The organism is Streptomyces sp. NPDC051452, assembly GCF_044454765.1.
In the GTDB taxonomy this organism is placed as follows: domain Bacteria; phylum Actinomycetota; class Actinomycetes; order Streptomycetales; family Streptomycetaceae; genus Streptomyces.
The window spans coordinates 302,682-315,846 of record NZ_JBITEB010000006.1 but is presented as its reverse complement, the minus strand read 5'-3'; the positions used below and the strand labels follow the sequence as shown (position 1 = coordinate 315,846).

At 69.9% G+C, this 13,165-nt stretch carries 9 protein-coding genes; 4 read left to right on the top strand and 5 right to left on the bottom strand.

Annotated features, from left to right (window positions below):
- Positions 1-7: 7 nt before the first annotated feature.
- The 3 genes from ACIBA9_RS18135 to ACIBA9_RS18125 form a co-directional block, all read right to left on the bottom strand.
- Positions 8-892 (bottom strand): glycosyltransferase family 2 protein, encoded by an 885-nt coding sequence (locus ACIBA9_RS18135; protein WP_399364048.1) that lies wholly within the window; start codon positions 890-892, stop codon positions 8-10.
- Between the two features lie 364 nt (positions 893-1,256).
- The gene (locus ACIBA9_RS18130; RefSeq protein ID WP_399364046.1) at positions 1,257-1,817 is read right to left on the bottom strand and encodes a hemerythrin domain-containing protein; all 561 of its coding nucleotides are present in this window, start codon (positions 1,815-1,817) and stop codon (positions 1,257-1,259) included.
- Positions 1,818-2,367: 550 nt separating this feature from the next.
- The gene (locus tag ACIBA9_RS18125) at positions 2,368-3,093 is read right to left on the bottom strand and encodes a peptidylprolyl isomerase (RefSeq protein ID WP_393901667.1); all 726 of its coding nucleotides are present in this window, start codon (positions 3,091-3,093) and stop codon (positions 2,368-2,370) included.
- Between the two features lie 103 nt (positions 3,094-3,196).
- On the opposite strand from ACIBA9_RS18125, the gene ACIBA9_RS18120 reads away from it, so the two are divergent.
- The gene (locus ACIBA9_RS18120; protein ID WP_399364044.1) at positions 3,197-3,763 is read left to right on the top strand and encodes a TetR/AcrR family transcriptional regulator; all 567 of its coding nucleotides are present in this window, start codon (positions 3,197-3,199) and stop codon (positions 3,761-3,763) included.
- A 121-nt stretch (positions 3,764-3,884) separates the two neighbouring features.
- Complete coding sequence (locus ACIBA9_RS18115; RefSeq protein WP_399364042.1) at positions 3,885-4,778, top strand: zinc-binding dehydrogenase; 894 nt, start codon at positions 3,885-3,887, stop codon at positions 4,776-4,778.
- A gap of 200 nt (positions 4,779-4,978) precedes the next feature.
- Here ACIBA9_RS18115 and ACIBA9_RS18110 read toward each other — a convergent pair whose 3' ends face one another.
- On the bottom strand, positions 4,979-8,539 hold the full coding sequence (locus ACIBA9_RS18110) for a choice-of-anchor D domain-containing protein (protein ID WP_399364040.1): 3,561 nt from the start codon (positions 8,537-8,539) through the stop codon (positions 4,979-4,981).
- 215 nt (positions 8,540-8,754) lie between these two features.
- Positions 8,755-10,263 carry an MDR family MFS transporter gene (locus tag ACIBA9_RS18105; protein ID WP_399364038.1) on the bottom strand — a complete coding sequence of 503 codons (1,509 nt, stop codon included), beginning with the start codon at positions 10,261-10,263 and terminating at the stop codon, positions 8,755-8,757.
- A gap of 219 nt (positions 10,264-10,482) precedes the next feature.
- On the opposite strand from ACIBA9_RS18105, the gene ACIBA9_RS18100 reads away from it, so the two are divergent.
- Both ACIBA9_RS18100 and ACIBA9_RS18095 read left to right on the top strand, forming a co-directional pair.
- Positions 10,483-11,085 carry a TetR/AcrR family transcriptional regulator gene (locus ACIBA9_RS18100; RefSeq protein ID WP_399364036.1) on the top strand — a complete coding sequence of 201 codons (603 nt, stop codon included), beginning with the start codon at positions 10,483-10,485 and terminating at the stop codon, positions 11,083-11,085.
- A 351-nt stretch (positions 11,086-11,436) separates the two neighbouring features.
- Positions 11,437-13,122 carry a ribonuclease J gene (locus ACIBA9_RS18095; protein WP_362153415.1) on the top strand — a complete coding sequence of 562 codons (1,686 nt, stop codon included), beginning with the start codon at positions 11,437-11,439 and terminating at the stop codon, positions 13,120-13,122.
- Positions 13,123-13,165 lie beyond the last annotated feature (43 nt).

The window sequence follows — 13,165 nt, the reverse complement described above, 5'->3', positions numbered from 1 at the left end:
GGGTCGGTCATACCGTTGCCGCGATGGCTGCGGCCACGGCGTCCAGCTTGCGGGCGGCGCGTTCGACATCCGGGGGCAACGGCCGACGGGCGCGCACTGCGGCGGTCAGGCGGGCGAAGGCCTCGCGCAGTGCCTGGCGGGCGTCGGGATCGTGGCGGGCCTCGGTGGCCAGTTCCCCGGTACGGGCGAGGGCGTAGGGCAGGGGCCGGCGCAGCCAGGCGGTGAGCAAGGCGTTGCGGCGGACGGTGGCCGAGCGGCCGTTGCGAGGCGACGGTGCCGGATGGTGGTGTGCGACCACCTCGGGGCAGTGGGTGACGCCCCATCCGCGTGCGGTGAGGTCGTAGGCGAGCAGGGTCTCCTCGCCGCCGAAGAACAGCACCGGGTGGAAGCCGCCCACCTCCAGGTAGGCGCTGCGGCGGACGACGGAGGCGCAGGCCAGAAAGCCGAGGACCTGGGGGCCGGGAAGATCGGCCGCCTGACCCAGGGGCGACGCGGCGAGCACCTCATTGAGTGGGTCGGGCTCCGCGGCGGGGCCCACCAGGGTGCTCGCGGAGAGCAGGCCGAGCCGGGGGTGGGCGTCGAACAGGTCGGCCGCGCGGCTCAGGGCGCCGGGAGCCCACCACGAGTCGTCGTCGCTGAACGCCACGTACGGCGTGTCCAGGGCGCGCACGCCGTCCGTGCGGGCGAGGGCTCCACGGTTGGCGGGGAGACTCACCACACGGACCTGCGGAAAGTCGCGGCGGAGCAGATCGCGGGTGCCGTCGGTCGAGGCGTTGTCGGCGACCACGACGGACGGCCGCTCGGGCAGGTCGAGCAGGTGGCGGAGGGTGTGTGCGAGCGAGGGCGCGCGGTCGCGGGTGGCGATGGCGACGCCCACGGATGCCTGGTTCATGACGCGCCGGGGAGTCGGCCGAGGGGGGCGCTGATGCCGAGGATGCGCATGGAAGGTAGCTCCGTCCCAGAGGCTCTGTCGTTGCCTGCCCCGCTCTGCGAGTGCCTGGACCGCAGTTGTCTCAAACACTTCGAGGCGGCCGGCCCGGTCAACTGCTGCCGCCACTCACAGTGATAGGGGGATGGCTGCTAGCGACTCTGGTTCGCTCCCCCGCACGGTCCCCCAGGCCGGGCAGCCGCTCCCGCGAGACGGGGTCGGCTGCGGCCAGGACGGCGCGGAGCTGGTTGATCGCTTGGGTGCGTGCTGGTGCGTACTTCGACCGCGGAGTCCTCGGGGGTCCGCCCTCCGGGGCCGGCTCGGCGGGTCAGTCCTTGCCGCGGCCCGTCAGGGCGTCCCTGATGCGGTCGACCATGCCGGCGCCGGGAGCCAGCAGCTTGTTGGCGGGCGGAGTGTCCGGGGCGGAGGGGTGCGGGCGGGTGGGGGCGGTCTTCTTGGCCTGGCGGACCTTGTCGCCCAGCTTCATCAGCTGGTCCTCGGAGGCGGTCGCGCGCAGTCGGGGGAAGAGGTTGTCCTCCTCGTCGCGGATGTGTGAGCGGATCTCCGTCATCAGCTCACCGATGAGCCGGTCGAACTCGGGATCGTCGGCGTCGACGGCCTCGAGTTCCTTCATGGTCCGCTCGGCCTTGGCGTGGTCCTCGATTTCCTTGTCGGCGATGCTGTCGCCGCTGGGCAGGAACTCACGTACGGCCGGGTACAGGTGCTCTTCCTCGGCGACCGAGTGCCTCACCAGTTCGATCACGGCCTGGTCGGCGTACTTCTTGCGCTGCTTGTCACCCGAGGGCAGCGCCTCGATCTTGCCGAACAGCTCCTCCACCTCCCGGTGATCAGTCGTCAGTTCCGCGATTACGTCTCCGCCGTGGCCCATATCGGTCCCTTCCTCCTGTGCTGACTGGAATGCACCGACCGTGTATCCATGGCTCCCGGCGCGCAAACGGACCGGGCCGTTCGGCTCACTCTGTCGCGCGCACCGGCGATTCACGCAGACGGACGCCCAGGTCGCGGTCCAGTGGTCCGGGCACGACGGTGCCGGCCGTCAGCGTCCCCCTTGCACATCCTCGCGGTCCCCCATCCGATACCGGCACTCACCCGGTCACCACGACTGTCCGCCGTGCAGCCGCGCCGCCGACCGTGCGGGCCGCCCCTCATGCGCGCTGGACAGGAGACGGTGATGCCTTTGGCGCAGCAGCGAAGGAGTGCAGGCCCTCGGGGGACGGCCGGTCCTCCTGCACCGTGGCGTGAGTACAAGGGCCCCTGGCCGCCGTGCGCCCTGTCGCCCGGCTCGGCCCAGCCCGGCGGCGTGTCCCCGTCCACCACGAACTCCAGCGGCAGGGGGCCCTTGGCCGCGAGTGCCCCTCTGCCCAGGTGCCGGGGAAGCCCTGGCCAGGTGACCCGCTCCCCGGCCGCACCACAGTTCGTCAGGGCCGGCAGGACGGCCGGACGCTGAGCAGCTCGGTCCGCAGCACGGGCGTGCCGTCGACAGGCGCCGGATCCTGCGCAGTTGGCTCGATACCGCCGGCAGCGATCTTGTCGAGCGTCTTCAGGCCGGCGGCACCGACGGTGCCGAACACCGTGTAGTTGGGTCGCAGCGCGGAGTCGCCGTAGACGACGAAGAACTGCGAACCGTTCGTGTTCGGACCGGCGTTGGCCATCGCCAGCACACCGCGCCCGTAAAGGCGACGGACACCGGTCGGGTCGCTCGGTGCCGGCGGCAGGTCCACCGGCAGTTCGTCCTTGTACTCGTACCCCGGCCCACCCTCGCCCGTGCCGGTCGGGTCGCCACACTGCAGGACCTTCAGCGTCGGATACGCCGTCAGCCGATGGCACACCGTACGGTCGTAGAACCGGTGCCGCGCCAGGTGCACGAAGCTCTGGACCGTGCACGGCGCCTTCGCCCGGTCCAGGCTCAGCGGGAGGGGGCCCTGGCTGGTCGGGACAGCCACACCGACCGTGCCGTGACCGGGGGTGTGCCGCGGGTCGGGCGGCAGGGGAACCCGCCGCGCCGCCGGCTCGTCCGGGGTCTGGGTGTACTGGCAAGGACCGTGCGTGGTTCGCGGCGGGGCATCGGAAGCCGAGGCGGTGGTGCCGCCCCCGGACACGACCAACGCTGCTGCCGCCACTGCGGTCATGAGAGCTCGGTTCATCGCGCACACCCTCCAGAAGATCGCCAGGTTTCGGAGCCGTCGCAGTCTAAGGCGCGGACCGGCGGGCGAGAACCCGCCGGCTCGGGCCGCTTTACTCCGACCGTTGTTCTTGAACACCGTCCTGAACGTGGCCATGCTGCGGTTCTGGGCGCGCGGGTACCGGGCGACGTCCATCGAGGATCTGGTGAAGGCGACCGGGGTCAAGCCCGGCAGCCTCTACAGCGCCTTCCCGGGCGGTAAGCACGCGCTGTTCCTTAAGTCGCTGGAGCGCTACTCGAAGCTGGTCGTCCCCGAGAAGCTGGGCGAGCTGGAGGCCTCGGGCGCCTCGGTGACCGAGATCCGCGGTTACTTCGACGGGCCGGTGCACGATCTGCTCAGCCCCGAGGGCCGGCAGGGCTGTCTGCTCGTCAACACGGCGATCGAGAATGCCGCCGAGGACGACGAGGCGGCGGCCGTCGTCCGCGGACACCTGGCCAGACTCGAACGGTGTATGACCCGCGCGCTGGAGAACGCGGCCCGCGGGGGCCAGGTGCGCGCCTCGCTGGACTGCGCCGGCAGCGCCAAGCTGCTGGTAGCCACCTGCCAGGGGCTGATGGTCGTCGGGAAGGCGAATCCCGACGAGACGCTCCTGCGGGCGATCGTCGACAACGCCTTCGCCGCTCTCGCCTGACGGCGAGGCACACGGGCCACCGTATGCGGTGGCCCTTTTTTCACCCCCGATAGTTGAATAAGCGCTCAAGAATGGAACCACCCTCACTGAACTGCCCGACCCGGCACCCGCCGACGGCGAAGTGCTGATCCGGGTCAAGGCGTTCGGCCTCAACCACGCCGAGGCGTCCATGCGCAGCGGCGCCTGGGGGAAGGTCGCCGCCGTCCCCGGGATCGAGTGCGCCGGGGTGGTGGAGGCCGACCCGTCCGGTGAACTCGCCGCCGGCACGCGGGTGGTGGCGATCCTCGGCGGCATGGGGCGGACCCGCAACGGAAGTTACGCGGAGCTGGTGACCGTACCGGCGACCAACGTGGTGGCCGTGCGCTCGTCGCTGGACTGGGCCGATCTGGCGGCGGTTCCCGAGGTGTACGCCACCGCGTGGAGCGGCCTGTTCGGTAATCTGGACCTACGGCCCGGCGAGACCGTCCTGGTGAGGGGAGCGACCTCCTCGCTCGGCCAGGCCGCCGTCAACCTGGCGGTCGACCATGGCGCGGTCGTGCTGGCCACGACCCGGGATCCGCGGCGGGCACCGCTGTTGAAAGAGCTCGGGGCCGCCGACGTGCTCATCGACGACGGCAGGCTCGCCGCCCAGGTCTCGGAGCGGAAAGCCGGCGTCGACGCGGTGTTCGACGTCGTCGGCAACAACGTCCTGCGCGACTCGCTGGCGCTGGTCCGGCCGCGCGGCCGGGTGTGCCAGCTCGGCTTCCTGGGCGGATTCGAGCCGGTACGGGACTTCGACCCGATCACCGATCTCCCCAGCGGAGTCCGGCTCAGCTTCTTCGGCAGCGCCTTCGTCCTGGGCAGCCCCGCGTTCCCGCTCGCCGACGTGCCGTTGGACGAGATCTACGCCAAGGTGAACTCCGGTACTCTGCGCGCCCGTCCCACCCGCGTCTTCCGGTTCGAGGAGATCGTCGAAGCCCACCGGGCCATGGAGGCCGGAGACGCCCTCGGCAAGATGGTCGTCACCCTCGACTGAGCCCCGAACACGGCGAGATCATGTCGAAGGCGTGGTAGACGCCCGGATAGCCGGGCCGGGAGCCCCCGGTGCCCGTCCGCCGTTCACGCGGGACACCGGCGTGTGACACCCATCCGGACTCCTCGGGGACTCCTCGGGGCTCCTGTTCGGTGGTCGGTGCCGCCGAGCGCGGTCGCGCTCGGCGGCGCCCTCAGGCCGGATCAGGTGTTCCAGACCTGGAACTCCGAGATCTGACCGGCCGGCCAGCCGTTGTTGGCCGTGATGTTCACCCGGAGGTATCGCTGGGTGGTCGCGGTGAACGTGATGGTCACCGTGTTGTTGGTGGCGGGGTCGAAGGTGTACGTGGCGGACGGCTTGATGGTGGTGAAGGCGGCGCCGTCGGTGCTGCCCGACAGGGACAGCGTCTGGTCACGGGTGCCCCAGCCGGACGGGAGCTGGAGGACGACTCGGCCGGCGCTCTGCGCGGAACCGAGATCCACCTGCACCCACTGCGGGAAGGCGTTGTTGGCGCTCTCCCAGTAGCTGCCCTGGTTGCCGTCCGTCACGTTCGGCGACGCGTACACGTCGGTGTGGCCGGACTCGGTGGTGGCCGCGCCGGCTGCCAGGTTCCTGCTCACCGTGCCGGCGCCGGTGCCGGTCAGCGCGACCGTGGTCGTGCCGTTCGACGCGTTGCTGGCGATGCCGAGATCGCCGGTGCGGGTGCCGGACGCGGTGGGCCTGAACGTGACGTCGATCTTGCAGGAGGCGTTCGCCGCGATCGTCGTCCCGCAGTTGTTGGTCTGTGAGAAGTCGCCCGTGGCGGTGATGCCGGAGAGGGTCGCGGCCGCGGTGCCGGTGTTGGTCACCGTGACCGTCCGCGCGCCGCTGGAGGTGTTGAGTGCCTGGGTGGGGTACGTCAGCGACGCCGGACTTGCCGACAGGGTCGCCGTCGAGGAACCGCCGGCGCTGGGGAACACCTCGAAGTCCGACAACTGGGCCGCGTTCCAGCCTGTGTTGGCGGTGATGTTCGCCCGCACATATCTCGCCGTGGCGGCGCTGAACGTGATGGTCACCGTGTTGTCGTTGACGTTCGGGTCGAAGGTGTACCCGGCCGATGCCTTGATCGTCGAGAAGCTCGAACCGTCCGTGGATCCCTGCACCGACAGGGTCTGTGTGCGAGCCGACCACGCCGTCGCCGGTGGGAGCTTGAGCACGACCTTGCCGAGGCTGTAGTTCCGGCCGAGGTCGACCTGGGCCCACTGCGGGAACGAACCGTTCGTGCCCTCCCAGTACGTCGACGCGTCCGTGTCGGTGAGGTTCGAGGCGACGTATGGGCTGTTGCCCGAACTCGCGGACGCCGGCCTCCCGGCGGCGACGTTGGTGGTGCCGTCGACGCCGCCGCCGGTCAGGGAGACGACGGTCGGACTGTTGTTGGCGTTGCTGGTGAGGGTCAGTTTGCCGGTGCGCGACCCGCCCGCGGTGGGCTTGAATCCGACGTTCACCGTGCAGGACGCGCCGACCGCGACGGTGGAGCAGTTGTTGGTCTGGCTGAAGTCACCGGTCGCGGCGACGGCCGAGACGGTCGCCGCCGTGGTGCCCGAGTTCGTCACCTTCACCGTCTGGGCGGTGGCCGACGAGCCGACCACGGTATCGGCGAAGGACAGGTTCGCCGGGTCGGTGTTCAGCACCGGGCCCGGCGCGGTGCCGGTACCGGAGAGGCTGACGGTGTTGGTGATCCCGCCCGCGTTGACGGTCAGGGATCCGCTGCGGCTGCCGGTCGCCGTCGGCGCGAACTTCACGCTGACGGTGCACGAGCCGTTCGCCGCGATCGACGAGCCGCACGTGTTGGTCTGGGAGTAGTCGCCGCTGGTGGAGATCGACGAGACGGGCGCGGCGGTGTTGGTCGGGTTGGAGACCGTCACGGTGTGTGGGTCGCTCGTCGAACCGGTCGCGACCGAGCCGAAGTTCAGCGCGCCCGGGGTGGCCGTCACGCCTTCGGACGGGTACGGCGGATACACCGGCGCCGGCCAGCCGCCGCAGTACGGCGTGCCGCCGATGCCGGAGTTGCCGCCGCCGTCGGTGACGACGAAGTTGCCGCCCGAGCAGTTGTACACCGGGGACGAGTAGCCGACTCCGGTGGCCGTGACGTTGGTGAACTTGGCGGCGCCGCCGGTCTGTTCCTGCAAGGCGAAGGTTCCGGTGCCGGCGATGGTCACGTCGCTGAGGCTGACCCCGCTGATGGTGCCCTCGACCCACTGGACCGCTTCGTACGGACTCTGCTGGATCAGCGCGTTGGTCACGTTGACGGGGCCGGTGATCGCGCCCTGGCTGCCGTCGAACCACAGGGCGCCCACGCCGAACTGCCAGTTGGGGTCCAGACTGCCGGCCCGGATCATGGTGTTGTCGGAGATCGTGGTGGTGCCGACCGGCGTCGACGTGAAGCGTTGCCCCACGTGGATGCCACCGCCCTGGGCGAGGCCGGTGTCCACCACCCGGTTGCCGCTGACGGTGTTGTCGTGGCCGCCGTAGATCGCGATGCCGTTGGCGAGGATCTGCAGTGACACGGTGTTGTCGGAGATCGTGTCGTTGGCGTCGGCACCGATGCCGGAGTCCGCCCAGGTGGCGATGCCGTCGTCGCCGGTGTTGCGGATGTCGCTGTTGGTCACCTTCGAATGGGTGACGGCGCCGTGGAAGTTGATGCCGTCCGCGGTGGTGTCACGGATGCGCATGCCGGTGAACGTCAGCCCGTCCATCGGCCCGTCCATCCAGGCGCCGACCTTCATGTGGTCGATCCACAGACCGGCCACGGTCGAGTCGCTCATCGCGCCGCCGATGCCGTTGACCTGGGCGCTGTCGTCGCGTTCCTGCACATTGCCGAAGATCGCGAAGTTCTGGAGACGCACCTTGGTGCTGGGCGAGGGCGCGGAGTGGCCGTAGAAGCCGGGTGCCGTGCCGGTGACGGTCGAGTACCACATGCCGGCGCCGGCGATCGTGACGTCGTCGACACTGATGTGGCCGGGGATGTTGTAGGTGCCCGGCGGGATCCACACGGTGCCGCCGGAACCGGCCGCGCTGATCGCGGCGTTGAACGCGCTGGTCGCGTCGCTCGCACCGGTGGGGTCGGCGCCCTTGCTGGTCACCGACACCGACCCCGAGGGTGCGGTCAGGGCGGCGCCGACCTGCTCGAAGTCGGCGAAGTCGATCGTGTACGAGGAGGCGGTGTCCCCCGGATCGACCTGCAGCTTGAAGGTCGATCCCGCCGGATAGGTGGTGGAGAACAGGCGGTGGGCCTCGTCGAAGAAGTGGTGCGGGTTGCTGCCCGGCGAGTTGGTGAAGGGGTAGCTGCCGTAGTACCAGCTGTAGGCGTTGGTCAGGGTGAAGTCGGGCTGCTTGACGCCGTTGATGTACAGGGACAGCCCGGCGGTGTAGACCGAGCCGCCCGAGGTGTCGGGGATGCTGTACCGGAAGTTGATCGAGTTGGTCGCCACCGGCGTGGTGAACGTGACGTACTCGCCGGTGCCGCGCAGGGTCGTCGCCTTGCGGTACGACGCCTCGTCGGCCGGCTGGCCCTGGGTGTAACTCGGTCCGATGGACGTGCCGTTGGTGGCGGAGTTCTCGGCCTGCACCTCGACGTACGGCAGGTTCGCGCCGCTGCCGCCGGTGGCGGCGGTCGCCGCCCGGGCAGGTTGGACGGCCAGGACGAGGACTCCGACGGCAGCCACCATCACGGTGCTGACCGCCCAGACGAGGACTCGTCTCAGATCTCGAATGGAATGGAGCACTTGCCACTCCTTTCACCATGAAGGTCCTGACGACGCGAGGGGGACCGTAATGTCATCGACACGACCCCGCAAGAACTAGACAGAACATTGCAACAATCAAAATGCAGACTGCAAGATCTAATGCGAGACCTTGAGACGGCATTCCGCACCGGGCCGCGCACAGGGCGGTGCCGCCGGACGGGGTGTCCGGCGGCACCGTGCGGCGCGGCGGTGGATCAAGGGGCTGCCGTCGGCGCCTTGCCCGTCACGGTGGTCTTGTGGGCGCCGGTCGGCGGTGCCTTGCGGAGTGGGATTTCGACGACGCACAACGCCGCGACGAACGCGGCCGCACAGAGGACCGCTCCGGTGAGGAAGATCTGGTGGGTGCCGTTGGTGACCGCGTCGAGGTAGGCGCTCCTGGATCCGGTGGGCAGCTGGTCCGGGGTGTGTGCGCCACTCTCGCCACCCCCGCCGGCGCCGGGCAGGTGGGACTGGACGGCGTGGGTGAACTGGGAGCCGAAGACCGCGACGCCGAGGGATCCGCCCAGGGTGCGGAAGAGGGTGACCGCGCTCATGGCGGCGCCCATGTCGCGCATGTCGACGCTGTTCTGGGCGATGGTGCCGGCCATCTGCTGGGTGAGGCCGAGCCCGATGCCGACGAGGACCATGTACGTGCAAGTCAGGATGCGGGACGTGCCGGTGCTCATGGTCGCGAGCAGTGCGAGGCCGACGGCGAGGAAGCCGGCGCCCAGGACCGGGAAGATCTTGTACTTGCCCGTGGTGGACATGATCTTGCCCGCGATGGTGGAGACGATCACAACGGGGATCATCAGGGGCAGCATCAACAGGCCGGAGTTCGCGGCCGAGGCGCCCTGGACGGTCTGCTGGAACAGCGGCAGGTAGAGGCCCGCACCGAACATGACCACGCCGGCGGCCAGGAGCAGGACGGTGGCCAGCGGGACATTGCGGTGGCCGGTGAAGATGGTCGGCGGCAGCACGGGTTCCACGGCCCGCCGCTCCACGGCGACGAACAGGGCGAGCCCGAGCACGGCGGCGGCGCCCAGGGACAGGATCTGCCAGGAGGACCAGGCGTAGGTGGTACCCGCCCAGGTCGCGGCCAGCACGGTCGCGCTGATCGTGACGGTCAGCAGGGCGATGCCCGGCCAGTCGATCCTCGCGGTGATGCACCGGGCGGGAACGTGCAGCATCCGCCACAGCCACACCAAGGCGAGCAGGCCGAGCGGCAGGTTGACGTAGAAGATCCAACGCCAGCCCCAGTGCCCGGTGATGAAGCCGCCGAGCAGCGGACCGGCGATGGTGCCGACCGCCATGACGGAAGCGGTCATGCCCTGGTACCGACCGCGTTCGCGTGGTGGCACCAGAACGGCGATGAGGGCGAAGGCACCCGCGCCGATGCCGCCCGCGCCGATGCCCTGCAGCGAACGGAAGACGATCAGTTCGGGCATGGACCGAGCGGCCCCGCAGAGCGCGGAGCCGGCGATGAACACGGCGATCGAGGCCAGGTACATGGGCTTGCGGCCGAACAGGTCGCCGAACTTGCCCCAGATCGGCGTGGTGGCGGCGGTGACCAGGGTGTAGGCGGTCACCACCCACGAGATGTGTTCCAGACCGCCGAGATCGCCGACGACCGTGGGCATCGCGGTGCCCACGACCATGTTGTCGAGCATCGACAGCAGCATCGCGAGCATGACGCCGAGCAGCACCCAGCGGACGTTCCTGGGCATTTCGGCGGCGGCTGTCGAGTGGGCGGCAGGGGATGCGGGAGATGTGGAGATGGCTGATCAGCCCCTCAGGGTTGGGCGGTGAAGGAGAAGCGGGACGGCAGCGGATCGGCCGGTAGCCGGCACGAGCACCGCAGCGACCACTCCACGGAACCACAACAGCTCTAAACGTGCAACAGCTCTACCTTTTGATGCGACTCGGATTCGCGATAGGATGCGGGCATGGGAGCCACACAGATCCGGGAACCGCAGACTCCGGGACGCCGTGAGCGCAAGAAGGCGGCGACCCGCAAGGCCATCGCCGACGCGGCGCTGCGCCTGTTCCTGGAGCGCGGCTACGACGACGTGGGAATCCGTGAGATCGCGGACGTCGCCGACGTCTCGACCGCCACGCTCTTCAAGCACTTCCCCAGCAAGGAAGCGCTCGTCTTCGACATGGACACCGACCGGGAGGCCGGCCTGCTCGCCGCCGTCCACCAACGGCCCAAGGAACAGTCGATCCTGGCCGCGCTCCGGGAGTACGTGCTGGCCGGGGCGAACATCTCCCAGGACGTCGAGATGGCACGGTTTCTCGAACTCATCCGCTCGACCCCGGCGTTGGGCGAGTACGCCCACCGCATGTGGATGCGGCACGAGAGCGCGCTCACCCAGGCCATCACCGAGGCGAGCGGCGCCCCTGAGGGGGACCCCGTCTGCGCGGCACTGGCCCACTTCGCGCTGGAGACCGCCACCCTTGCCCGCGCGAGCGACGACCCCCGGACGGCCGTCGAGAGCGCCTTCGGCCTCCTGGAACACGGCTGGAACACCGCAGGGCCAGGCGTCTGAGAGCACCGGCTCACCCACTGCCGCGTCGGAGGCCGGGGCCGCCTGTGGCGTTCCTCGTCATCGGCGGCACCCGCGGCGACCGCACCCGGGTGTCACTCGGCCCGGGCCCGGACGGCCCTGCGTTCCGGGGCCCCGTTACGTCCGGTACCCCACCGACCGGGCGGTCCCGGCGGGCCGCACTCCTGGCCTCATGGCCTGGTCAGGGGGCGTCGACACACGGCACGGCCGCCCGCTCCCCCGCTCCTGCCCGCTCGCCCCGGGGCGCTCGACGCGGGTGCCGCGCTCCGTCGGAAATCAGAGATCACACAGCCGATGGATCACGCCGTCCCACTCTCCGGGTACCGTCAGGGTATGAGTCACCCACACCCCGACCTGAAAGCCGCCCCACCCCTTCCCGAAGGAGGGCTGCGGGTCATCGCCCTGGGCGGCCTGGGTGAGATCGGCCGCAACATGACCGTCTTCGAGTACGCGGGCAAGCTGCTCATCGTCGACTGCGGCGTACTGTTCCCCGAGGAGACCCAGCCCGGCGTGGACGTGATCCTGCCGGACTTCACCTCCATCCGTGACCGGCTGGACGACGTCGTGGCCGTGGTACTCACCCACGGTCACGAGGACCACATCGGCGGCGTGCCGTACCTGCTGCGCGAGCGGTCCGACATTCCCGTCGTCGGCTCCAAGCTGACGCTGGCCTTCCTGGAGGCCAAGCTCAAGGAACACGGCATCCGGCCGCGCACGGTGCGGGTGCGGGAGGGCGACCGGCGCCGCTTCGGGCCCTTCGACTGCGAGTTCGTGGCGGTCAACCACTCCATCCCGGACAGCCTCGCGGTCGCGATCCGCACCGGAGCCGGGATGGTGCTGCACACCGGCGACTTCAAGATGGACCAGTTCCCCCTCGACGACCGCATCACGGATCTGCGCGCCTTCGCCCGCCTCGGCGAGGAGGGCGTGGACCTGTTCCTCACCGACTCCACCAACGCCGAGGTGCCCGGCTTCACCACCTCCGAGCGTGAGCTGAACCCGGCGATCGAGCAGGTGATGCGCACCGCGCCGCGCCGGGTCATCGTCTCCAGCTTCGCCAGCCATGTGCACCGCATCCAGCAGGTCCTGGACGCCGCCCACCAGCACGGCCGTAAGGTCGCCTTCGTCGGCCGGTCGATGGTCCGCAACATGGGCATCGCCCGTGACCTGGGCTATCTGAAGGTCCCGTCCGGTCTGGTCGTGAGCACGAAGGAGCTGGAGAAGCTCCCGGACCACAAGATCACTCTGGTGTGCACGGGCTCCCAGGGCGAGCCGATGGCCGCGCTGTCACGGATGGCCAACCGCGACCATATGATCCGCATCGGCAAGGGCGACACCGTCCTGCTCGCCAGCTCCCTCATCCCCGGCAACGAGAACGCCATCTACCGGGTGATCAACGGACTCACCCGGTGGGGCGCCCACGTGGTCCACAAGGGCAACGCCAAGGTGCACGTCTCCGGGCACGCCAGCGCCGGCGAACTCGTCTACTGCTACAACATCGTCAAGCCCCGCAACGTCATGCCCGTGCACGGCGAATGGCGCCACCTTCGGGCCAACGGCGACCTCGCCATCCGTACCGGTGTGGCACCCGAGCGGGTCGTCATCGCCGAGGACGGCGTCGTCGTCGACCTCGTCGACGGACGCGCGTCCATCACCGGCAAGGTTCCCGCCGGCAACGTCTACGTGGACGGCATGGAAGTCGGCGGCGCGACCGAGGCGTCCCTCAAGGACCGTCTCACCCTCGCGGCCGAAGGCGTGGTCACGGTGGTGGCGATCGTCGACGCGGACACCGGCGCCCTGGCCGAGCCGCCCGACTTCCTGGCCCGCGGCTTCGTCCACGACGACACCACCTTCGAGCCGGTCATCCCCGTCATCGAGAAGACGCTGGCCACCGCGGCCGAGGAAGGCGTCGGGGACGCGCACCAGCTCGAACAGCTCGTCGCCCGCGCCGTGGCGAACTGGGCGTTCCGCACCTACCGGCGTAAGCCCCTCATCATTCCCGTCATCATCGACGCCTGATCCCCGGCACGGCAGCACTGTCCTCGGTTCCGGGGCGCTGTCC